The organism is Undibacterium sp. FT79W, assembly GCF_014284215.1.
Lineage (GTDB): Bacteria > Pseudomonadota > Gammaproteobacteria > Burkholderiales > Burkholderiaceae_D > Undibacterium > Undibacterium aquatile.
Window position 1 is genome coordinate 405,915 of record NZ_JACOGB010000002.1, and the last position, 24,438, is coordinate 430,352.

A 24,438-nucleotide genomic window follows, 5' to 3' on the forward strand; every position below is an offset into this window, starting at 1 on the left:
CAAAATTATAGCATAGGACTTTTGATTTTATAAGCCCTCCCGCCATTATTTCAAATTTCAACCTGAGCGCCGACTTCAATCACACGATTGCTTGGGATGTGATAGTAGTCCGCTGCATCACGTGCATTGCGAGACATGGCAACAAAAATGCCCTCGCGCCATCTTGCCATACCACCGCCCGGCGTAGAGATAATCGTCTGCCTGGAAATAAAGTAAGAAGTTTCCATAGGCTCAAAAATCAGACCACTCGATGCACACAAAGCAAGCGCAGCTGGAATATCCGGCTCATTTTTAAATCCGTAAAACAGATCGATCTGATAACACGAATTACCAAGATCGGAAATCTTAATACGTTCAGAAAATGGTACCCATGGAATTTCCCTGTTATGCAGCGTCAGAAAAACCACTCGTTCATGCAATATTTTATTGTGCGATAAGTTATGCAAGAGTGCGTGCGGCACACCGTCTGCCTCACCACGTAAGAATACGGCAGTACCGTAAACCCGGGTCGGCGCAGAAACAAACAGGGATGCAAGGAAATCCTCCAGCGGAATTGCATGTTTTTTCAGATTTTCAAATACCAGCTCACGTCCACGTTTCCAGGTCAGCATCAAGGTAAAAATAATCAATCCCAGCACAATCGGGAAGTAACCGCCATGGAAGAATTTCAATGCATTGGCAGAAAACAGAGAAACGTCGATGGCTAAAAAGAAAAATGTCGCAGCAACACACAATAGAAGATTGTATTTCCAGCCAAACCGGATAACAAAAAACGTCAGCAATGACGTCACCAGCATCGTACCGGTATTTGCGATACCGTAAGCCGATGCAAGATTCGTCGATGAACCAAAGCCAATCACCGCGCCAACAACCACAAACAATTGCATCCAGTTCGCCACCGGAATATAAATCTGGCCGATTTCTTTAGCTGACGTATGCACAATCTTCATACGCGGCAAAAAGCCGAGCGAAATAGCTTGTTTGGTCATCGAGAACGTCCCGGATATCGTCGACTGAGATGCGATCACCGCAGCAACCGTCGATAAGATGACCAGAGGATAAATACTCCACGCACCCAACTGATAATAAAAAGGATTGGTCACTGCTGCCGGATTAAACATCAGCAGCGCGCCTTGTCCGAGGTAATTCAGTGCCAGTGCGGGAAACACAATAAAAAACCAGGCCGCACGAATCGGTTTAGCGCCAAAATGCCCCATATCCGCATACAAAGCTTCCGAGCCGGTAAAAGCCAGTACGACAGCACCGAGCGCAAAAAAAGCTCCCCAGTGATGGTCTATCACAAAGTTCACTGCGTATAAGGGATTGAAAGCGGCAAGAATTCCCGGAACGCGGATGATGTTATACAAGCCCATCAAGGCCAGAACTGAAAACCACAACAACATCACCGGGCCGAACATCTTCCCTATGCCTGCAGTACCTTTACGCTGAACAGCATATAAACAGATCAGAACAATCAGCGTAATAGGAACAACGACTGGTTTAAAACTGGGCGTGGCAACTTCAATACCTTCCATTGCCGACAATACCGACATCGCCGGGGTGATCACGCCGTCACCGTAAAACAGTGAGGCGCCAAACAAGCCAAGCACAGTCAGGGGAAAGTAGAGTTTAGAATTTTTACTGACCGATTCGAGGGACAGCGCCGTCAGCGCCATAATTCCGCCTTCACCGCGGTTATCTGCGCGCAGCACAAGCGTCACATACTTGAGAGAAACGATGATAATCAGTCCCCACAAAATCATAGAGACGATACCAAAGATATTGGCCTGTGTGAGCTGCAATCCGTGGGCTGGCGCAAACACTTCCTTCATCGTATAGAGAGGACTGGTTCCGATATCGCCATAAACAATGCCGACTGCCGCTAACGTCAATCCTGCCAGACTGCTTTTCGTTTGATGATTATCCAATTGCGTACCTTGTAATTATTGGTGCGTTGCACAATAGGGCATTCCAGAGGCAAACTCAATAGTCCAAAACAAAAAAAGAACATATTAAGTTAATACGCAACAGTTAGCACATAAATAGTAACCTCACCGGGCAGGAACTGGTACGACATGTGTTGTCTCGCTCAGACGGAAAGAGAATAAATTTACCTTTTACCAAAAAACTCAATTGCAAATCAAACATCACACTAACTATGCCCATGAATATCACTGCAATCGATCGCGCACGGCGATTTCAAGTACGTCGAAACATCAACGCTGATCAATATAAATAGAGAATTCGATGCGCTTCCCTGGATTTTTTCCGGGAAATAAAAAACCGCAAGAGTTAATCCAACGCAACCTGCTCGACCGCGTCTGTTTTTACCTCATTAAACCGTTCAAGAGCAGCAATCAGTTCATCGATCGCTTCACTTCCGAATGCCTGCTCAACATATTGATATTGCGTGTCAATCAATGGGGCAATTTTCAGCATCAGCGCATCCCCCTGCTCTGACAACGCAATTAAGACGCGGCGTTGATCCCCTTTCACGTCACAACGGCGGATCAGATCAAGCTCCTCCATGCGCTTGAGTACCCCTGCCATGCTAGGGCTGGATATCTGACATAAATCACATAATTCTCGTGGTTCGAGTTGGCCGTGTTCATCAAGTACACGAAAAATTCGCCACTGCTGATCCGTTAAGCCAAACCGACTCAATATCGGACGGAAGTGACTCATCAGATTCGCACGAGCCTTCAAAAACAGTTGTGGCAGATTTCGGTAGGCAATTCTGTGATTCATATTGACTCCATTCAGATTAATTATTTTCAATAATTCAAAGCCATTGTACAGATTGACTTACTAATATATTAGTGTTTTAATTCACTAATATATTAGTATTCTGACGGGTTATCGGTGAAACATTTTAAAAATTGGGAAAAAGCATGATAGTCAGAGATCGCCCGTCTGGCTTTCGGCTGTTTCTCATGTTGCGAGGCTCTGTCTTGCCAAGAATATTGCCGGCCCTGACAATTAATATTCTGATTGCTACATTGGTCACCATTTCGCATGGTGATTTATTTGAACTCAAAATCACACTGACGACCATTCCGTTTACCCTGATCGGCTTGCCTATCTCCATTTTTCTCGGATTCCGGAATAACACTGCGTATGACCGCTTTTGGGAAGCGCGCAAACTCTGGGGCGAACTACTGATCAGGAGTCGCAACCTTTCACGCCAATGTCAAAGCCTGATTGCATACCCGATCACAGCAATGGCATCAAATGGGCTGACAGATATCAGGGTACGCATGATTTACCGGGCAATCGCCTTTTCCTACGCACTTAAAAATCTGCTGCGCGATTTGCCGGGTGAGGATATGCCGCAATGGCTGAATCAAGAAGAGGTCACGCTGATTCAATCATCCAAAAACAAACCCGATTTTTTAATTAATCGTATGGCGCTGGATTTGCAGCAAAGTATGAATGAAAAGCGCATCGATCCCTGTCTCGCGGCCAATATTGACACTACCTTATCAGCCATCACAGCCGCCGCTGCCGCGTGCGAGCGCATAAAAAATACGCCCATTCCTTTTTCTTACACATTGCTGCTGCACCGGACTGCCTATATCTACTGTTTTCTGCTGCCTTTCGGACTGGTAGATTCGATCGGCTTTATGACGCCATTTGTGGTGGCAATTGTTGCCTATACCTTCTTTGGCTTAGATGCACTCGGCGATGAAATCGAAGAGCCCTTTGGTCTTGACGCGAATGATTTGCCATTAGATGCAATCTGTCGTGCCATCGAAATTGATTTACTCGAAGCAATACAACATGCCCCGCTCCCCGCACCAATGCTACCGGTGGGTTACCGGCTGACTTAGGCCACAAAAGAAGTACGGATTTCAGAAACACCGGCAACAACAACCTGGTCGCAGAATCAGGAAATCAGAACATAAAGTAATTCTCCCATCTACTTTCAGAGACAAAGGAATATAAAAATGCACGAAGCTCAACAACAACGGATACGTCTTCCAGAATTAAGAAATCGCGTCACGACTGCCGAACGGGCAGCGTCGTGGATAGAAGACGGAATGACGGTAGGCATGAGCGGTTTTACGCGAGCTGGTGACGCAAAAGTTGTTCCCCTCGCGATTGCGGAACGGGCAAAATCTGAACAACTGAAAATCACCCTGATGACTGGCGCATCACTGGGTAGCGATGTCGACAAAACACTGACCGAAGCCGGCGCTATGACACGCCGCATGCCATTTCAGGCAGACCCGACCTTGCGCGCGGCAATCAATCGCGGCGAGATCATGTATGTCGATCAGCACTTATCCGAAACAGTTGAGCAATTGCGCACGCGCCAGATCAATGCGATTGACGTCGCCATCATTGAAGCCATTGCGATCACAGAAACCGGCGCCATCATCCCGACCACATCTGTCGGTAACAGCGCCAGCTTTGCTATCCTGGCGGATCAGGTGATCGTCGAAATCAATCTGACACAGTCATTGGATCTGGAAGGTCTGCACGACATTTTCATTCCTAAGCACAGACCGCAACGGGAGCCAATTCCTATTATGTCGGCAAGCGACCGCGTTGGAACAACGGCAATCATGATCCCGCCAGAAAAAATTGTTGCGATCGTCATTACCGAAAAAGCCGACAGTGCTTCGACCATTTTGCCGCCAGATGAAGAAACAGCGCAGATCGCCGCCCACCTTGTTGATTTTTTCAAACAAGAAGTCAAAGATGGCAGACTGACCAATAGCCTGATGCCCATGCAGGCTGGCATAGGCACGATAGCAAACGCGGTCATGACGGGCTTCATTGACAGCCCCTTTGAACATTTGCAAATGTATTCAGAGGTCTTGCAAGATTCCACTTTCGATCTTTTTGACGCCGGAAAACTGGACTTTGCTTCCGGCTCATCAATCACACTGTCGGCGCAAAAAAGTCAGGAAGTATTTGCCAATATCGGCAAATACAAAGATCGCCTGGTGCTCCGTCCGCAAGAGGTCAGCAATCATCCCGAGGTCATTCGTCGTCTCGGCATCATCGCCATCAACACCGCGCTTGAAGCCGACATTTATGGCAATGTGAACTCCACACATGTACTCGGCACACACATGATGAACGGTATTGGCGGCTCGGGCGATTTTGCCCGCAACGCCTACCTGTCGGTATTTGCGACCAAGGCGATTGCCAAGAATGGAAAGATATCGAGTATCGTTCCTATGGTCACGCACGTTGACCACAATGAACATGACGTTGACATTATCGTGACCGATGTCGGCCTAGCAGATCTGCGCGGATTAGCACCGCGTGAACGCGCACAGAAAATCATTCAGAACTGTGTGGCAGAGCCTTACAAACAAATGTTACTAGATTATCTGGCGGAGGCAGAATTACGTGGTGGACAGACTCCACACGTCTTGGAGAAGGCGTTTTCCTGGCATGTCCGTTATCGTGAGACTGGCACTATGCTGGAACAAGCTGTCGCATTGAAAGCTGTTGCCTGATCTGTTTCAAAGAGCAGATACAACAAAACGCCAACTGAATTTTTTCAGTTGGCGTTTTTTTCATCATATCTTGACGCATCAATGAGAATGCATAGGCTTGATAAGAAAACTAGCCAATATGCCCCATCTTGCTTTCGGACTAAAAATCAGGCGATTACTCGCTGACCTCGACTAAACGTCCATTCAATGGCTGCACTGGGCGGGCATTCATTTCATAAAGTTTTTTAAACGCCGCGATCTGACTCGCAGACAACTCAACCGGCTGCTTCAGCACTTGCCAGCGCACCCCATCACTGCATGGAGGCGTTGTCAATGAACCGGTGAATTTGTAGTAAGTGCGCGTCGCTGGTAAAACACTGGCTGGATCAAAATTAGTTAACGGAGTTGTTTTCCCTTCTGCAGGCAAGGCTGAAAAGACCGGCGCCAATGCAGCATGTTCCTTCCCTTTTTTAAACAGGACAGCGACAACAGATAATTTACCGTCGTTCAATTTGTGCACAAAATGCGCAACCATAGGATAGCTGACCCCATTTATTTTTTCTTCACTAGGCGTATGAAAGTGGAATTGCAACAGGCTGCCTTCATCGTCGCCAGTTTTCAGACTGTTACCAGCAGGTACATTGACCTGCACCGTATGACCATTATTGATTACCTCAGCACTGTTGCTGACATACTTAAAATCCAACGGCAGCAATGCGGCTTTTTTTGCATTGCGCTCAACGATGTTAATTGGTGACTGCTCTTTACTCATTTTACAAGCAGTATTGGCAGCATCCAGCTCAGACCAATGCGCGGGCGCAGTTTTTCCTTCATAGCCCCAGTGAGGAGCATGAGCCTTATCATCTGCCAGAGCCAGGCCGGATGATACAGATAACAAACCCAAGACAGCCATACAAACTGTTTTATTCATTTCATCATCTCCTTCAATTTTTTAAAAATCTTACTTAAGCAAGAGCCAAAAAAAATAACTTCATGACTCAAACCACTTCACCAGTGAGAAACAGTAACAACGACAACAACAGCAATTCCAGAAGCGACACAAAATTTAATTAAATTAAAATTCGTCCCACTCTTCGCCACCGGCTGCCTTGATTGAATTCCCGCCATCCGCAACCTTGACAGTACCGGCAAGACGTTTTACCTGACCGCGTTGAGTCTGATTGTTTCGCACAGAAGCAGGCGCGGCACGGCCATTGGTTTTCGGCGTGGGTGCAAATCCACCTTGCGCCCCGGGAATTTTAAAGACACTCACAATTTGCGTCAGGACTTGTGCTTGCTCTTCCAGCGATGCGGCTGCAGCTGCGGCCTCTTCAACCAGCGCCGCATTTTGCTGAGTGACTTCGTCCATTTGCGTCACCGCGTGATTAATTTGCTCGATACCGGAGGTCTGCTCCTGGCTTGCAAGACTCATTTCCCCCATGATATCGGTAACATTTTTGATACTGGATACGACAGAATCCATGGTGGAGCCAGCCTGATCCACCAAGCGCGAACCAATTTCCACCTGCTCTACCGAGTCTCCTATCAGGGTTTTAATTTCTTTGGCAGCACCAGCCGATCTCTGCGCAAGATTGCGCACTTCACTGGCCACGACTGCGAAGCCACGTCCCTGCTCGCCTGCACGCGCCGCTTCCACCGCGGCATTCAACGCGAGAATATTGGTTTGAAAAGCGATACCATCAATGACCCCGATAATATCCACGATTTTTTTCGATGACGCATTAATTGCCCCCATCGTATGAACCACTTCATTGACCACGGCGCCGCCTTTGGCAGCGACTTCTGACGCAGAAATAGCCAATTGATTCGCTTGCCGCGCGTTATCCGTATTGTGCTTGACGGTCGATGTCAACTCTTCCATTGAAGAAGCAGTTTCTTCCAATGCACCTGCTTGTTCTTCGGTGCGAGACGACAAATCCAGATTTCCTGAAGCGATTTCAGTGGCAGCGGTATGAATAGTTTCAGTGCCAACCCTCACCTTACTCACAATATCGATCAGATTCCCGTTCATGTCTTTCAGCGCCTGCATCAACTGCCCCGTTTCGTCAGTTGAATTTACCTGAATTTCTGAAGTTAAATCGCCTTGCGCCACCGTTTTTGCCAGATCAACAGCGACACTGATAGGATTAACGATAGATCTTGAAGTAAACCAGGCAACCAGACCACCGCAGATAACGGCAAGTACGGTGATGGAAATCATCAAAAATAATGCTGATTGATATGCGTGTGCCGCGGCCTCTTCATCACTCGCATTTTTTTCTTCCTGAAGATTTGTAAAATCCCGAATGGCATCCTGCCATTTTGCAGTAGCTGGATTGGCTTCCTTCAAAAGAAATTGCACAGCTTCTTCTTTATTCGTATGGACCATTTCCTCAAATTTGTTAACCAGTGCTCTCGCTGCAATCTGATCCTCTTTAATGCTGGCAACAAATTTCTTTCCATGGTCGTCAAGGGGCATTTTTTCCAATCGGGAAAAAGCCTCATCGTAATGAGCCCGCGCTTCGTCAATTTTTTTATGTTCCAGCTTGGCCTGCGCTTCATCTGACAGCAAAGCGATTGAACGCACTACCCGCGAAACGACATGGATGGATCTGGACATATCTTCCAAGGCATCCATTTTTTTAATATTCACAGTCACCACATGATGCAAGGATTGGTTGGATTGTTGCATACCGTGAATGCCAAGGTAAGCCAAACCAATCAGCATCAGCAGCACAAGAGCAAAGCCTGCACCTAGTCTTGTACCAATTGGCAGATTCGACAATTTCATCAATGTCTCCGTTTACTTGTTGAAAATAAAATGACTTCTTACTGACAGATTTATCAGTAATTTTGAGTAGCAATGCTCTTAAAATTCTTTGTCAAAATTAATCAGGCTCAGGTATCCGGAAAAAATGAAAAAAATACAAACAGACGCTGACAAGACAACTCACGCGCAGGATAGCCCGCTTGAAATAAATTACTGTTTCCAATTGTCAACTATGAGAAAAAACTCATAAAAATCAACAATCTTTATCACTTTTACGTATGAATTTACACTGAAAGCAAAGTAGATACGTAGTCCAGTGTCGTGATGAAACAACATCATTCCTATCAATGCGCTATCTCTCCCGCTAGCGTGATAAACGCTTTCAGGTAATCGATTTCTGTATCCGCTTCCCGCACGCCCAGAAAAATCTGTTTTGCGATTCCCTGCTTACCTAAACGGACTTGCGCGATCTGCATTTTGCTGGCGTACTCCGCCACCAGCCAGCCCGGTAATGCAGCAACACCCCGGCCACTGGCAACCATCTGCAACATGATGTCGGTTGTTTCTATGGTTTTATGTTTTTTTGGCGAGCAATTCGCTGGCAATAAAAACTCTTTGTAAATATCAAGGCGTTCAATTGCGACCGGATAGGTAATCAGCGTTTCTTCCAGTAACTCGTTGGGGGAAATATATTTTTTCCCCGCCAGTCTGTGCTCTGCCCCCACCACCAGCACTTGCTCATAATCAAAAACCGGGGTGAACAATAAGCCGGTTTTATACAATGGATCAGGCGTGACCAACAGATCGATTTCATCATTCAGCAAAGCGCCAATGCCGCCGAATTGAAATTTCTGTTTGACATCGACATCGACATCCTGCCAGCGACTCAGATACGGCGCCACCACCTTCAGCAGCCATTGATAACAAGGGTGACATTCCATGCCAATCCGCAAGGTGCCTCGGCCACCTTCGGCGTATTGCCGCATGACTTCTTCGGCATACTCAAACTGCGGCAACAAGCGGTTTGCCAGACCAAGTAAATACTGACCGGCCTGCGTCAGACGTAATTGCCGTCCCTCACGCGCCCAGACTGGCGTCCCCAAAAACATTTCCATTTTCTTTACCGTGTGACTCAGCGCCGATTGCGTCAGACACAGTACATCCGCTGCTGCGGTCAATGAACCCTGGCGATCAACCTCGCGTATCAGTGTCAGATGAAGGCGTTCCAGCATATTTTATTCCATGAATATTAATAATCAATTCATTAAATAATACCATTATTATTCATGAATTAAATTATCTATCATGCACTCCTACACATGAGGAGTTATATGGTTACGACACACAATCTCGGCTTTCCACGCATAGGCGCAAAACGTGAACTGAAGTTCGCTTTAGAAGACTATTGGAAAGGAAACATATCCCAGAACCAGCTCGAAGACACTGGCGCATTGTTACGACAACGTCATTGGCAGAGCCAGTCACAGCTGGATTTTGTTCCGGTCGGCGACTTTTCGTTTTACGATCAGGTGCTCGATATGAGTTTCCTGCTGGGGAATATTCCGGCCCGCGTGCGGCAGCATGAAGGCAATACGCTGGACAACTATTTCCGCGTTGCCCGTGGACGCGCAGCACAGGATACTGCGTGCCATTGCGTGCACGCAGGCGAAATGACGAAGTGGTTTGATACCAATTATCACTACATCGTCCCGGAATTTGATGCGGAGACGACTTTTTCCCTCGATGCCTCACGCCTGCTGAACCAGATCAGACAAGCGGCTACGCTTGGCGTGACAGCGAAACCCGTCGTCATCGGGCCAGTCAGTTATCTGTGGCTGGGGAAAACAAAAGACGCATCAGACAAACTGGCCTTGCTGCCCAAGCTCTTGCCTGTCTATGCACAACTGCTGGATGCGCTGGCGGCCGAAGGTGTGGAGTGGGTGCAGATCGATGAGCCGGTGTTGGTGACCGAGCTTGATCCCGCATGGCAACAGGCATTCACCACAGCTTATCAAGCGCTGACACCACGCAAACTGAAACTGTTGTTGACGACTTATTTTGGCGATTTGCAAGAGAACCTCAGCCTCGCATGTGCATTACCTGTCGACGGCATTCATATTGACGCGATCAATGCGCGGCATGAGCTGGAGCGGCTGCAAACTTTGTTACCGGATAGCATGGTGTTATCACTGGGCGTCATCAATGGTCGCAACATCTGGAAAACCGATTTACACGCAACCCTGGAATGGCTGGAACCCATACACCGCGTATTGCAGTCACGCTTATGGATCGCGCCCTCCTGCTCCCTGCTTCATGTGCCGGTTGATTTGCGCAGTGAAGACAAACTGGCTAGTCATATTCAATACTGGCTGGCATTCGCCCAACAAAAACTCGATGAATTGCATATCCTCGCACAGGCATTGAACAAAGGGCGCGTATCAGTACAAGATGCACTGGTCGCCAACAGCGCCGCCATCAACAGCCGAAAAAACTCGCCCCTCGTGCACAACCCTGCCGTCAAAGCCGCCGTTGTCGACATCAACGCCAGCCTGGGACAACGATTAAGCAGTTACGAACAGCGTGCAAAAAAACAATCTGCCTGCTTACAACTGCCCGCCTTTCCAACGACCACCATAGGCTCCTTTCCGCAGACGCCAGAAATTCGTCAGGCACGCAGTCGCTACCGTCTGGGGCAACTCGACGAAACCAGTTACAAAACATTCATGCAAAACGAAATTGCCCGCTGCGTGCAAGAACAGGAAGCGCTGGAACTGGATGTATTCGTGCATGGTGAAGCCGAACGTAACGACATGGTCGAATACTTTGGCGAGCAACTGGATGGCTATGCTTTCAGTGAATTCGGCTGGGTGCAATCGTATGGCTCGCGCTGCGTCAAACCACCGATTTTATTTGGCGACATCCACCGCCCGAAACCAATGACAGTGGACTGGATTACATTTGCACAGTCACTGACGGACAAACCGATGAAAGGAATGCTGACCGGCCCCGTCACCATCCTCAACTGGTCTTTCGTGCGCGATGATCAACCGCGGTCGGTATCTTGCTACCAGCTCGCACTGGCGATACGACAGGAAGTGCTGGATCTGGAAAAAAGCGGCGTGCGCATTATTCAGATTGACGAAGCAGCGCTGCGCGAAGGCTTGCCATTGCGACGCACTGAATGGGACAGCTATTTACGCTGGGCAGTCGAATCGTTCCGCATTGCCGCCAATGGCGTCAGTGACGAAACACAGATCCACACGCACATGTGCTATTCCGAATTCAACGACATCATTGCCTCTATCGCAGCGATGGACGCCGATGTCATCACCATAGAAACATCGCGTTCGGATATGGAATTACTCGACGCATTTGACCACTTCAGTTACCCGAATGAAATCGGCCCCGGTGTCTATGACATACACTCGCCCAACATTCCGGCGCAGGAACACATCGTCCAACTGATGCGCAAAGCGGCAGAACGCATTTCCACAGAACGCTTATGGGTGAACCCGGATTGCGGCTTAAAAACCCGCAGTTGGGAAGAAGTGATCCCCGCCCTCAGAAACATGGTGACAGCGGCAAAACAATTACGCCAGGCAGCGTAATTTTCACCATCGCCAGGCTCAACGAGCCTGGCGCATCACTGCGGTACGATTACAGCTGCATTATTGGTGCACGGTTGAAGCATCAGCAGCAAACGCATCGTCATTTCTCCACAACGATAACCGTTGAACGACATCTCTTAATAAATACGTGCCTCGCAGGACGAAAAGCCGCCACGAGGCTTATTTTTATTGGGGATATCGCATCTGGATTGGCGCCCAGTAAAGTCACATCAGAAAGACGCGATCTGCTTGCCCCCGCAATACATACGGCGTTGCGGTGCATGCGAATGACGCCGCAGGGCGAGTTATTCCCCTGCATACGGTCAATCATGGCAAAATCTGGCTATGAAGCAATCTTATTACCCTCCATGTTAAGCTCAAAAATACTACTGATAGACGATCACAGTTTGTTTCGCACCGGGCTGAGAGCCTTGATTTGCAACGGTTTACAAGACGTCAGCGTACTGGAAGCGGCATCGCTGGAAGAAACCATGCGGGTTGATCTGACAGATATTCACTTGATTTTGCTCGACATCAAATTACAAGGACTCAACGGTCTGGAAGGCATTGCCTTACTGAAGAGAAAATGGCCGGAGACACCAGTGCTTGTTCTGTCTGCAGACGATGCGCCCGAAACCGCACAGCTGGCGCGTGAACGTGGCGCACGCAGTTTTATTTCGAAAGGCGACACTGCTGACAATATTCTCGCGGCAATTCTCAGTGTCCTGCGCGGTGCAGCAGACGATGCGGAAATGCCAGTGCAACAGATGCAGGAAAAGACCAGAGCAAACGCTGCAAAGCCTTTGCTGACCCCGCGTCAATACGAGGTTCTGGATCTGGTCTGTCAGGGTTTATCAAACAAGCTGATTGCGCGTCGTCTGGATCTGTCGGAAAACACGGTGCGCTGTCATGTGCAGGTGGTGCTGACGACATTGCAGGTATCGAATCGCTCTGAAGCGGCATTCGCGGCACGCCGCAAAGGTCTGGTGAACTGAGTGATCAAAATGGTCAGCGTCGTCGAAAAAAATATACAGCGCGAGCTGCAACTGTTGCTGATGAAGAATCTCGGCAGCTCGACCTTACCCGGCATTCTGGTTGCGCTGATCCTGTATCTGACGCTGAAAAATCATAGTAATGAACTTAGTCTGGCACTATGGCTGATCGCGGTCAGTGCGTCGAAACTGTTTGACGTGTATGACGCAAAACGCATCATCCGCCGTGGAATTCACCTCGATCAGACGGCTGCACTGAAAATACGGCTGATGCTGCTGCACGCAATGGATGGCGCGATATGGGGTTCATTAGCCTGGCTGAGCCTCTCTACTTCCACCAATGCCGGAAGCGTGCTGATATTAGCGGTGCTGGCAGGCATTGCTGCCAATTCGATGTCGATCTTGTCACCGGTATTGCCGGTGTTTGTTGTATTCGTTGTGTGTGAACTTGGCTCTATCGTTTATGCGGTCATATCACTCAACGATCCTGCCTATTGGGCTATCGGCATTGCCGTCGCACTGTATGTCGTGACGCTGATGGGTCAGGCATATAATTCTTCGCGTACGGTGCGCAACTCCATACAATTGCGTTTCGACAATCTGGATCTGATTCAACAACTGAGTGCTGCGTCGGAAAAAGCAGCGAAGGCGCTGGCTGCAGCTGAGCGGGCGAATGCAGAAAAATCGCAGTTTCTGGCAGCAGCGAGTCATGATCTGAGGCAGCCCATCCATGCGCAGGGTTTATTTCTGGAAGTATTGCAGACGACAAATTTATCGCAACATCAACGTGAGCTGGTCAACAGCATCAGCTCGGCAACCAACGCTACTACCGAGATGCTGCACACCTTGCTCGACTACTCACGCATTGAGGCTGGTGTGGTTGAGCCGCAAGCGCGAGCATTCCGTTTGCAAACATTGCTCAGCAAAATAGAGAATGAACTGGCACCGCAGGCAAACACCAAAGGGCTGCTCTACCGCAGTCCGGAAACTCATGCTGTTGTTCATTCCGATCCTGCATTAATTGAGTTAATTCTCAGAAACCTTGTCTCAAATGCGATCCGTTACACACATCACGGCGGCGTGCTGATCCTGTGCAGAAAATATCAATCGCGACTGAGTCTGGAAGTGTGGGACAGCGGCATCGGCATAGCCTCCTCCCAATTTGAGAATATTTTCAGTGAATTTCAGCAACTGGGAAATAGCGAACGCGACCGGCAAAAAGGCCTGGGGCTGGGACTGGCAATCGTCAGGAAAATGGTGGATTTGCTTGGACTTGAATTGCAACTGGCATCTCGCCCGGGACGCGGCAGCGTATTCAAATTAAGTCTGCCACTGACACAGCTTGCCGTGCTGGACGATGACATCAGTACGGCGCCGCTAAGGACACCGCAATTGCACGCGAGAGTGTTAGTCGTCGATGATGATGCGATCGTGCGTCAGGCAATGGCGCAGTTATTGGCAGAATGGGGATGTCAATGCGATCTCGCTGAATCGCAAGAAGAGAGTCTCGTACTCGCCCGCCATCACCCGCCAGACCTGATTATCAGCGATTACCGCCTGCGCGATCACTGTAAAGGAACCGATGTAATTCAGGCGATACGCAGTGTTTGCAAAACAGAGATACCAGCGATTCTGGTGACCGGAGATACTGCGCCGATACGCTTACGCGAAGCTGCCGCGACCGGCCTGCCATTAATGCACAAGCCGGTATCGCCATTACTGTTGTATAAAGAACTGTCATTACTCCTGCCAACAAGTCAGGAGCAATAACTTTAATTCGCCTAGATATGTCTTCAAAATGAACTATCGGCACAGCCATGCTCAGGTGATCGGCACATCACGACCGGGCGCAAGCCACAAAGAGGTGATTCACTGCTGACTGGTAGACTGCCACTCCATAAGTAAACGCGACGACACCATAAGAGTTCGCATAGCTGGGATCGATGTCTGACGTCCACATATTGCCCGCAGTTGCAGGCCAGCCATGTGTACCCTTCACGCCAAAGTTATCAAGCGAGACCAGTTCAGCAGACGTTGGCAAACGCCAGCCGCCTAAACCACCAAATGACGTATTCGTGCAATAGGTCGTGCCATCCGCCCAGGTATAGGCGCCATTAATATTAAACGTCGGCGGCGTCCAGATCACGCCATTGCGAACAAAGATATCACTGCTGATCGAATTAATATGCCCTACAAAGGCAGTCACCATAAACGTATTGTTACCGACGTATTGCAGCAATACAGAGTCGCCTAAAGCACCGGATAAGCCTCCGCCCGTCACCGCACCTGTACCTGCCATATTCTGAATAATGGTCTGATTGAAATTGGGGATCAGCGTCCAGGCGGCTAAACCTATCACCTGTAACTGATCACCGATGGCGGGAGCCGTTGGCAGTATAACGGCGACGCCGGTACTGCCGTTATTGGTGATATATCCACTATTGGTCGCGGCCTGCACACTCGCATCCGTTGTAGTCACCCAATTGAGGCGACCTGAAGGCCCCGCAGGCCCTGTCGGACCAGTTGGCCCTGTTGGTCCTGTTGGTCCCGTTGGCCCTGTTGGTCCTGTTGGTCCTGTTGGCCCGGTCGGCCCGGTTGGCCCAGTAGATCCGGTAGCACCTGTCGCACCGTTGCAGATGTAAGTGGTTGATGTTACCTCGCCCGCAGCAAGATTGCCGTCACGATTAACATCCGGGCCGGAAGTTATTTTGCTGCCGCCGTTGGTACAATTGGCTCCGGCAGGCTCAGTAACCGTCGTCACTAATGTCGTTAAACCATCGCTACCGGTTGCGCCAGTCGCCCCCGTGGCACCTGTTGCCCCTGTTGCTCCGTTACATACATAAGCCGTCGTGGTGACTTCCGATAACTGCAATATACCGTCGTTATTCAGATCGAGGCCAGACTGTATCTGATTACCGTTAGCGGGACAGATGTTGGCAGCAACACCGGCAACGATTTTGACTAATGTAGTTGATCCATTTGTGCCATCAGTACCATTAGTACCGTTAGTACCGTTGGTGCCATTCTTACCGTTAGTACCATCGCTGCCAGAGAGGCCGTTGCAGATATAAGAAACCGAAGTCACTTCTGTGTTGTCGAGAAGGCCATTGCCATTGGTATCCGCTCCGGAACTGATTTTGGAACCACCGCTGGGGCAATTATTTCCGACTGGCTCGACCGTAGTAGCGATCAGTGCATTAACTCCGTTCAGGCCATTTTTACCATTCGTACCGTTAGTGCCATTGGTACCATTCGTACCGTTTGTACCATTAACGCCGTTGCAAACAAATTGCGTATTGCTGACTTCGCTCTGATCCAAAACACCGTTTCCGTTGATATCGACCCCGGATTGAACAGTGACGCCACCGCTGGCGCAGGCAGTTACTGGCGCAGAATTTACTGTGGCGAATGCGACAGCATTTTTTGCGATCACCTGTGGAGTCGCTGGCGTCACCGACGTAGCATCGGTAGCAACACCATTGCTGCCGCCGCAAGCAGTCAGGAACATTGCGGCGAATACGGTTACGAGTAGCTTTTTATCGATATGAATATGAGACCGGATGATCAACTGCATTCTCCCTGTATGTGTCTAGCCCGCCAATGAGGCAATTGCAACCGCTGAGAGAATTTTTTGATCCAGATAGAAATCAAGTACTTCGCAACTCACCAACATGACGAACTGTAAATAGTAAGATGATAAGGCTCGAAGCAAGCGAATCCTATAGTCTGATTGGACTAAGCATCTGCACGCTATCTGGGATTAAGCAATGATATCCGCTGCTGGAAGGCAGCGCCCTGTCTGCCATTACAACTCTCACGACATAAGAAATCAGATATGGATGGACGCGAGGAAGAAAAACCTCCGATAAACAAGGCGTGAATTCGCCCCTGCAAGACTGGATGGTTGAGAGAAGTAAAGGTAAATAGAGGCATGGCCTTTAACTGTACGGGAACCGTCACACGCACCAAAATAATGCAGCTCCTGTACACTTCCATCTTTATCGTCAAGTGATGCCTGGTATGCGTAGAAAATGGTCTTTATCGAAAATGAGTCTCGTCTGGCTCAGGACTTTTTTACCTGCCGGTATGAATATCAGCCATATCGAACGTCTGCGCGCCTGCGGTGGAATGTTAGCAGGCTTGCTACTGACAGGGGTGGCGACACAGTTAATGCTGGGTTCCGTTTTCCGTGTTCCCATGTTACTCGCCCCCATCGGTGCTTCCGCTGTGTTGCTGTTTGGCGTGCCCTCCAGTCCGCTGGCACAACCGTGGTCTATCGTCGGCGGCAACATGATCTCTGCGCTGGTGGGCGTCACCTGCACTCATTTTCTGGGCGCCTCCATGATGACGGCAGCGATTGCCACCAGCCTTGCAGTCGGAGCGATGTTTTTCTCCCGCTGTCTGCATCCTCCTGGTGGCGCAGTTGCGCTGACAGCCGTATTAGGCGGCCCGGTTATTATTGGACTGGGATATCAGTTCGTCGTCTTCCCCGTCTTACTCAATTCCTTGCTGCTGATGCTGTTTGCACTGGCATATAACAATGCAACGGGCCGGCGTTATCCGCATGCCTCACAGCCCGATCACAGTGGTACACACGGCACTGCGGACGCGCGTCCGATTGACCGCCTGGGATTTACTTCGCACGATCTGGATGAAGTGCTGCAACAATATAATCAGGTATTGGATGTCAGCCGCGATGATCTCGAATCCCTGTTCCTGCAAACCGAGATGCATGCTTATCGCCGTCGCTTCGGCGAAATTATGTGCAGTGATGTCATGTCCAGAGATGTGATTACGGCAGAGTTCGGCACCACACTGGAAGAGGCCTGGACATTATTGCGCCAGCACAGAATCAAGGCTTTACCGGTCACCGACCGCGCCCGCCGTGTGATCGGCATTGTGACGCTGGTGGATTTTATGAAAAATGCCAATCTGGATGTCTATGAAACATTCGAAGAAAAATTGCGGCAGCTGATACGCCGCACCCGCGACCTGCATTCCAGCAAGCCCGAAGTGGTAGGACAAATCATGACGCAGCCAGTCAAAACCGCCCGTCATGATATGCATATCGTGGAACTAGTCCCTTTGTTGTCCGACAAGGGCTTACATCATATTCCCATCGTGGATGATGAGCGACGTCTGATCGGCATGCTGACGCAATCAGATCTGATTGCCGCACTGTATCGCGGCAAACTGGCAGATACGGAAATAAAAACAGCGGGCTAAGTACCTGCATTCAATGACGCAGTAAATTCAGGTGCAGGAAGGAAATGACATTCAAGATCACTTACTGAGCAAACCTGAAAAAGAAAAAGCCCTTGAAACTCAAGGGCTTTTTCAGTGTTGCTGGCGGAGACGGTGAGATTCGAACTCACGACCCAGGTTACCCCAGATGCTTCCTTAGCAGGGAAGTGCCTTCGGCCACTCGGCCACGTCTCCACACTTTCACAACCGAGTCTTACAACTTGGTTGCAATCGAGACCAAGATCATAGCTGCTGAACTGCTTTTGGTCAACTACTCAGATAAACAAAAACAGCTTTTTTGCAAACTTAATAATCCAGGAATGACGCAAAATTGTCCCGGCAAGGCATGGCAACGAAGACAGTACGAATAGTACGGGAGCCATAACGCCGCCGGGGCGGTTTTGCACAAGTCCTATCAAACGCTTTCCAGACCAAAAGCTTTGTGCAGCGAGCGCACTGCCAGCTCCATATATTTCTCGTCAATCAGCACTGAAATTTTGATTTCAGATGTCGAGATCATCAGGATATTGATGCCCTCTTCAGACAAGGTACGGAACATTTGCGATGCGATGCCAACGTGGCTGCGCATGCCGACACCGACAACAGACACTTTAGAAACTTTCGTATCGCCAACGATGCTTGCCGCACCAATATGCGCCTTCACACTACCTTCAAGAACCGCCATCGCTTTGGCATATTCACCGCGTGGCACAGTAAACGTGAAATCGGTTTTACCTTCAACGGACTGATTCTGGATAATCATATCCACTTCGATATTCGCATCAGCGACCGGACCCAGAATCTGATAAGCAATTCCTGGTTTATCAGGCACGCCTAACACGGTAATTTTTGCTTCATCACGACTGAACGCGATGCCAGTGATGGTGGCTTGTTCCATATTTGTATCTTCCTCAAACGAAATCAGAGTGCCGGAATTCGCTTCTTCTTCCAGCGGCATTAACGGGTCAGTCAGTGACGATAAAACGCGGGTAGGCATGCGGTAGTTACCGGCAAATTCGACCGAACGGATTTGCAGTACTTTGGAACCCAGCGATGCCATTTCCAGCATTTCTTCAAATGTCACGGTGTTCAGGCGGCGCGCGTCGGAAACCACACGTGGATCAGTCGTATAGACGCCATCAACGTCGGTATAAATCAGACATTCCTGCGCCTTCAATGCAGCGGCAATCGCAACAGCTGATGTATCAGAGCCACCACGTCCCAGCGTTGTGATATTGCCCTTCTCATCCACACCCTGAAAACCGGTGATGACGACAATTTTTCCAGCATCCAGATCGGCTTTGACTTTGGCATCATCAATCGATTCGATACGCGCTTTGGTGTAAGCGGAATCGGTCTTGATCGGGACTTGCCAGCCAGCGTAAGACACGGCTTGTTTGCCGATAGCCTGCAGCGCCATGGAAAGCAAACCGACTGACACTTGTTCGCCGGTCGACGCAATCATGTCGAGTTCACGTGGATCAGGTTGCGCCATAATTTCTTTAGCGAGACCGATGATGCGATTGGTTTCGCCGGACATTGCTGATGGCACCACGACTATCTGGTGACCGGCATCATGCCATTTGGCGACGCGCTTGGCGACGTTCTTGATGCGTTCAGTTGAACCCATCGAAGTCCCGCCGTATTTGTGGACGATTAAAGCCATAGATATATAAGACTGAAGGAGTAAAAAATGAGGTAAATCAACCCCTTACTGTACATGCTGCTCTGCAAAATAACAAGGAGCGATGCGGCATGAATGCTGAAGAATACGTGGCAATCACGATATTTCCGACAAATTTTCTCTTGTTCGAAGAAAAAATTTCACCAGAAAACCGAATAATGACTATGTGTCTGCGTTTTACAGGCAATTCGGAAAACCTTCATCGAAATATCCCGAAATTGGCATTTTCAGGGGAGTATGCGTCAATTTTGCCCTAACCTCAGCATGAAATATGGGTGTTTAAATATACTCCCCGGAGTATATACAGGTAAAAAAATCACCTTTAACAGCACTGTGACACTGATCAGACAAAAAGGAAGCAACATTACTTTTTCGCATATCAATATAAGCAATCGATAGTAGAAAAAAGTGATCTCACCACACCATCTGCGGCAGCGCGGCAGAAACATCGGCGCCCCGCTGCACTCGCCTGCTTCACGAATTATTCTTTGTTCCCTGAAAACAGCTGATGCCAGCCTTCTATGCCGAGTTTTTGCATGGTTTCGATGTTTTTTTCATAGATCGTTTCCGCTTCTGGGAACGATTCAACGGCACGATCAATACTTTCTTCACGCAATAAATGCAAAGTTTGAAATGGTGCACGGTTCGTGTAATTTTCGATGTCGTCGATGCTGGTGTCGGCAAACTGGTAATCCGGATGGAAATTTGCAATTTGCAGGATGCCATCGAGCTCCAGCTCTTCCAATAATCCATCGGCCACATCGAGAAAATCATTAAAATCGAGAAAATCCTTCAGCACGTAAGGATGGATTAACAAAATGGTGTCGATTTTCTCCGGATTTGCTTCTGCCAGCACTTCCAGCTCACGCCGCAAATCTTCGAGCAAGGCTTCCGGCGTCGTAACGTCGCTGACGACATAACGAATTTGCTTTTTGACGTGCACAGACTTTGCAAACGGACATAAATTCAGACCAATCACTGCCTTTTCCAACCATTCGGTGGTTTGCGCGATGATGTCGTCGTGTGAAAGAGAGTTTGCTTGTGACATAGGAAATTTGAATCGTCTAAAAGAGCGCAAGGATAGCATGCGGCCAGAGACCAACTTCTGAGCACCGACAAAAACTGGCGTAAAAAAAAAAGCCCGGAAAGATTCCGGGCCACTTACTCGATTCGCGACTACGCGCTGCCGTCGGGCAAGGATTCGCCGCATTATCTGTCACATATTCAGCTGAATATTAAGGTTCATATTCAACCGAATATCGACAATGACAAGCAGATTAAATTTCTTCGTACAAAGGCAGTGTCAGGAATTCCGCAAAATCTTCAGAAGTCGACATTTCTTCAAAAATCTGCGCTGCACGGTCGTAAGTTGCACCGTTGCCAGCCACTTCTTTGACCTTCGCCAATTCTTCAGGAATCATCGCGCGCACCATATCAGCAGTCACTTTGCGACCATCTTCCAGATTACCCTTGGCTGAACGTATCCATTGCCAGACCTGGGAACGGCTGATTTCTGCCGTTGCTGCATCTTCCATCAGATTGTGAATCGGTACGCAACCATTACCTGCCAGCCATGCACCGAGGTAATGAATACCGACGTTGATGTTGTAACGCAGACCGGCTTCTGTAATCGGCGTTTCAGGCTGGAAGTTCAGCAAATCTTTTGCCGTCACTTCGATATCCGGACGCTGCTTGGAAATCTGATTTGGCGCATCACCCAATACTTTTTTGAATTCCGCCATCGCCAGATCAACCAGACCAGGATGGGCAACCCAGCCGCCATCGTAACCATCGGTTGCGTCACGTGCTTTGTCGTTGCGCACGCCGCCCATTGCGATCTCATTTTTTTCCGGATCGTTTTTGATCGGGATCAGAGCAGCCATACCGCCGATTGCCGGTGCGTTACGCTTGTGGCAGGTTTTCAGCAGCAACAACGCGTAAGAACGCATGAATGGCGCAGTCATCGTGACTTTAGCGCGATCTGCGAGGCAGAAATCTTTGTCGTTCTTGAATTTTTTGATGCAAGAGAAAATGTAATCCCAGCGACCAGCATTCAGACCTGAGCTGTGTTCACGCAATTCGTACAGGATTTCATCCATCTCAAATGCAGCGACGATGGTTTCGATCAGGACTGTCGCTTTGATCGTGCCTTGTGGGAGGCCGATTTCATTTTGTGCCATGACAAAAATATCGTTCCACAGGCGCGCTTCCAGATGCGATTCCATTTTCGGCAGGTAGAAATAAGGACCAGCGCCGCGTGCCAATTGTTCTTTGGCGTTATGGAACAGGAACAGCGCGAAGTCAAAGATACCGCCGGAAATACGCTTACCGTCGACCAGTACATGCTTTTCATCCAGATGCCAACCACGTGGACGGACAACCAGCGTCGCAATCTTGTCATTCAGTTTGTAAGACTTACCATTTTGTTCCAGGCTGATGGTGCGGCGAACAGCGTCGCGCATATTGATCTGACCAGTGATCTGGTTATCCCAGTTCGGTGTATTGGAATCTTCAAAGTCAGTCATGTAACTATCTGCGCCAGAGTTAAACGCATTGATGACCATCTTGCGTTCAACCGGACCAGTAATTTCTACCCGGCGGCATTCGAGTGCCTTAGGAATTGGGGCAATCTTCCAGTCGCCTTCGCGGATGTGTTTGGTTTCTGGCAAAAAGTCTGGTGTCTCGCCAGCATCCAGGCGCTTTGCGCGCTCTACGCGTGCGGCCAGCAATTCCTGACGGCGTGGCTCAAACGCACGGCTCAGTTTGGCAACCAGCGCCAGCGCTTCTGGTGTCAGAATCTGTTCAAAACCTGGTTTGATTTCACCAGTAATCTGCATACCTGCAGGTAAATTCAGTTGTGTCATGCTGCTCTCCTAGAAAATAAAACAAAAATTATTACTGCATTTGTTCAATAAAACCGACTACATCCCTGAGTGAACGCCCTGTTCCATGCGGCGTCACGCCTAACTCTTCAAGGGGTGCATCATGGCGATTCACCCAGAATGTTGTATAACCAAACCACGTCGCACAGCACACATCCCAGGCATTCCCCGAAACAAATAAAATATTCTTTGCAGGCAATCCGAATACGTCCGGCCCGAGCTGATATGCCTCCGGCGCTGTCTTGTACTTCCTCACTGAATCAACAGACAATAAGTGGCTGAAAATACCTTGCATACCAGCAGCGTCAACTGCGGCCTGCAGCATGTGTGTGGTTCCGTTCGACAAAATGGACAATTTCATTCCGCTGGCACGCAACTGCTGTAATACCTCAAGATTTTCGGGAAACGCATCAAGCCGCGCATACTGCCCCATCAGCGCGTTTTGCGCGTCCAGCGTCAAATCTAACTGTAATTTCTTGCATGTGAAAATCAAGGCATCCTGAGTCACTTCCCAGAACGGCTTATACATGCTGCACATCGTGCGTAATTGCGTGTATTCGATCTGTTTGCTACGCCACAATTGCGCCAAAGCCTCACCCTTACCGGGAAACAGCTTGTCACCTGACTGACTGATGGAGTACACATCAAACAAGGTACCGTAGGCATCAAAGGCAATCGCACTGATAGACATGTCACTCCTCAAACAGGCAATAAATGCACTATGCATTTCTGATGAGTACAGTATATTCAATAAAAACCAACATAAATATACAGTTTTATCACTTTATCTTTTACTTTAAGTTAAAAATAGATGCACAATAATTCTTGTATGCTGACCACCTCCCAATCTTCACCCGGCGAGCAACTATGGATCAATTCAAACAAATTTCAACTTTTGCAGAAGTTGCCAGCCGTGGCAGCCTTTCTGCCGCTGCGCGTGCCGAAGGTGTTGCACCAGCCATGATCAGCAGAAGACTGGATGCGCTAGAAGAACGCCTGGGCGTAAAGTTACTACAACGCACAACCAGAAAGATCGCCTTAACCAATGAGGGTGCATCGTTTCTGGAAGATTGCCAACGCATACTCACCGACCTCGAAGCAGCGGAATCATCGGTATCGGAACGCAATGCGCACGCCAGCGGGCTGCTGACCGTATCGGCTCCGGCAGGTTTTGGCCGCCAGCATGTAGCACCGCTGATTCCCTCTTTTCTGAGTGAGCATCAGGATTTAAAACTGACACTGAGCCTGAATGATCGCGTGGTCGATCTGATCGGTGAAGGCGTGGATGTTGCGATCCGCATTGCGTCACTCACCGACTCGAATCTGATCGGCGTTAAACTCGCCGACAACAAGCGTGTCGTCGTCGCCTCGCCGGATTACCTTAAACGTCATGGTGCGCCGTGTAGCATTGATGAGTTAAGCAGTCATAACTGCCTCGCATTCAGCGCCGATGGCAGCCAGCGCGGCTGGACCTTCAGGCAAAATGGTAAAAACATGACGGTGAAAGTTGAAGGCAACATGGTTTGCAATGATGGTGAAGTCTTGCATGACTGGGCAGTTTCCGGCAAAGGACTGGCGTGGCGATCCATGTGGGAGGTCGGCGCAGAGATTGAATCAGGCCAGTTGATCACAGTACTCGATGAGTACACAGCGCCGGGAAATGATATTTATGCGATATTTGCGCAACGACGCCATCTACCTTTGCGGATCAGAGCATTCGTCGATTTTTTAAGACAGGCATACAACAAGCCCGATTACTGGAAGAAATTCTGAGTAAAAAATGAGTAAAAAAACGGGCGCTTCAA

The 24,438-nt window shown here is 49.0% G+C and carries 17 protein-coding genes and 1 tRNA gene; 7 read left to right on the plus strand and 11 right to left on the minus strand.

Features of this window, described 5'->3' with window-relative positions:
- Window positions 1–50: 50 nt before the first annotated feature.
- Both H8K38_RS05040 and hpaR read right to left on the minus strand, forming a co-directional pair.
- Window positions 51–1,928 (minus strand): potassium transporter Kup, encoded by a 1,878-nt coding sequence (locus H8K38_RS05040; protein ID WP_223826891.1) that lies wholly within the window; start codon window positions 1,926–1,928, stop codon window positions 51–53.
- Between the two features lie 364 nt (window positions 1,929–2,292).
- Window positions 2,293–2,748, minus strand: a complete 456-nt coding sequence (hpaR, locus tag H8K38_RS05045) for a homoprotocatechuate degradation operon regulator HpaR (protein ID WP_186883696.1) — start codon at window positions 2,746–2,748, stop codon at window positions 2,293–2,295.
- A gap of 143 nt (window positions 2,749–2,891) precedes the next feature.
- Between hpaR and H8K38_RS05050 the strand changes: the two genes are divergently transcribed.
- Window positions 2,892–3,830 (plus strand): bestrophin family protein, encoded by a 939-nt coding sequence (locus tag H8K38_RS05050; RefSeq protein WP_186883697.1) that lies wholly within the window; start codon window positions 2,892–2,894, stop codon window positions 3,828–3,830.
- Window positions 3,831–3,947: 117 nt separating this feature from the next.
- Window positions 3,948–5,474, plus strand: coding sequence for an acetyl-CoA hydrolase/transferase family protein (locus H8K38_RS05055; RefSeq protein WP_186883698.1), 1,527 nt, complete (start codon window positions 3,948–3,950; stop codon window positions 5,472–5,474).
- Window positions 5,475–5,628: 154 nt separating this feature from the next.
- Here H8K38_RS05055 and H8K38_RS05060 read toward each other — a convergent pair whose 3' ends face one another.
- The 3 genes from H8K38_RS05060 to H8K38_RS05070 all read right to left on the minus strand — a co-directional run bounded on the left by H8K38_RS05060 (window position 5,629) and on the right by H8K38_RS05070 (window position 9,455).
- Window positions 5,629–6,384, minus strand: a complete 756-nt coding sequence (locus H8K38_RS05060; protein ID WP_186883699.1) for a carbonic anhydrase — start codon at window positions 6,382–6,384, stop codon at window positions 5,629–5,631.
- Window positions 6,385–6,528: 144 nt separating this feature from the next.
- A complete protein-coding gene (locus H8K38_RS05065) occupies window positions 6,529–8,244 on the minus strand; it encodes a methyl-accepting chemotaxis protein (protein WP_186883700.1) in 1,716 nt (571 codons plus the stop codon).
- Window positions 8,245–8,567: 323 nt separating this feature from the next.
- Window positions 8,568–9,455: a LysR family transcriptional regulator gene (locus tag H8K38_RS05070; RefSeq protein WP_186883701.1), complete on the minus strand. Its 888-nt coding sequence runs from the start codon at window positions 9,453–9,455 to the stop codon at window positions 8,568–8,570.
- A 99-nt stretch (window positions 9,456–9,554) separates the two neighbouring features.
- Between H8K38_RS05070 and metE the strand changes: the two genes are divergently transcribed.
- From metE to H8K38_RS05085, 3 genes are all read left to right on the plus strand, one after another.
- Window positions 9,555–11,831: a 5-methyltetrahydropteroyltriglutamate--homocysteine S-methyltransferase gene (metE, locus tag H8K38_RS05075; RefSeq protein ID WP_186883702.1), complete on the plus strand. Its 2,277-nt coding sequence runs from the start codon at window positions 9,555–9,557 to the stop codon at window positions 11,829–11,831.
- A gap of 329 nt (window positions 11,832–12,160) precedes the next feature.
- Complete coding sequence (locus H8K38_RS05080) at window positions 12,161–12,826, plus strand: response regulator transcription factor (protein ID WP_255422823.1); 666 nt, start codon at window positions 12,161–12,163, stop codon at window positions 12,824–12,826.
- Window positions 12,827–12,835: 9 nt separating this feature from the next.
- Window positions 12,836–14,593, plus strand: a complete 1,758-nt coding sequence (locus H8K38_RS05085; RefSeq protein ID WP_186883703.1) for a hybrid sensor histidine kinase/response regulator — start codon at window positions 12,836–12,838, stop codon at window positions 14,591–14,593.
- Between the two features lie 67 nt (window positions 14,594–14,660).
- Here H8K38_RS05085 and H8K38_RS18625 read toward each other — a convergent pair whose 3' ends face one another.
- Window positions 14,661–16,391: a DUF1566 domain-containing protein gene (locus H8K38_RS18625; RefSeq protein ID WP_222610749.1), complete on the minus strand. Its 1,731-nt coding sequence runs from the start codon at window positions 16,389–16,391 to the stop codon at window positions 14,661–14,663.
- Window positions 16,392–16,843: 452 nt separating this feature from the next.
- Between H8K38_RS18625 and H8K38_RS05095 the strand changes: the two genes are divergently transcribed.
- The gene (locus tag H8K38_RS05095; RefSeq protein ID WP_186883704.1) at window positions 16,844–18,049 is read left to right on the plus strand and encodes an HPP family protein; all 1,206 of its coding nucleotides are present in this window, start codon (window positions 16,844–16,846) and stop codon (window positions 18,047–18,049) included.
- Between the two features lie 121 nt (window positions 18,050–18,170).
- Here the strand turns inward: H8K38_RS05095 and H8K38_RS05100 are convergent.
- The 5 genes from H8K38_RS05100 to H8K38_RS05120 all read right to left on the minus strand — a co-directional run bounded on the left by H8K38_RS05100 (window position 18,171) and on the right by H8K38_RS05120 (window position 23,324).
- A tRNA-Ser gene (locus H8K38_RS05100) sits at window positions 18,171–18,262 on the minus strand.
- A gap of 220 nt (window positions 18,263–18,482) precedes the next feature.
- Window positions 18,483–19,733, minus strand: coding sequence for an aspartate kinase (locus H8K38_RS05105; protein ID WP_186883705.1), 1,251 nt, complete (start codon window positions 19,731–19,733; stop codon window positions 18,483–18,485).
- Between the two features lie 499 nt (window positions 19,734–20,232).
- Window positions 20,233–20,799, minus strand: coding sequence for a DUF1415 domain-containing protein (locus H8K38_RS05110; RefSeq protein WP_186883706.1), 567 nt, complete (start codon window positions 20,797–20,799; stop codon window positions 20,233–20,235).
- Window positions 20,800–21,028: 229 nt separating this feature from the next.
- The gene (aceB, locus tag H8K38_RS05115; protein WP_186883707.1) at window positions 21,029–22,615 is read right to left on the minus strand and encodes a malate synthase A; all 1,587 of its coding nucleotides are present in this window, start codon (window positions 22,613–22,615) and stop codon (window positions 21,029–21,031) included.
- A gap of 31 nt (window positions 22,616–22,646) precedes the next feature.
- On the minus strand, window positions 22,647–23,324 hold the full coding sequence (locus H8K38_RS05120) for a haloacid dehalogenase type II (RefSeq protein WP_186883708.1): 678 nt from the start codon (window positions 23,322–23,324) through the stop codon (window positions 22,647–22,649).
- Between the two features lie 176 nt (window positions 23,325–23,500).
- Between H8K38_RS05120 and H8K38_RS05125 the strand changes: the two genes are divergently transcribed.
- Window positions 23,501–24,406 (plus strand): LysR family transcriptional regulator, encoded by a 906-nt coding sequence (locus H8K38_RS05125; protein WP_186883709.1) that lies wholly within the window; start codon window positions 23,501–23,503, stop codon window positions 24,404–24,406.
- Window positions 24,407–24,438 lie beyond the last annotated feature (32 nt).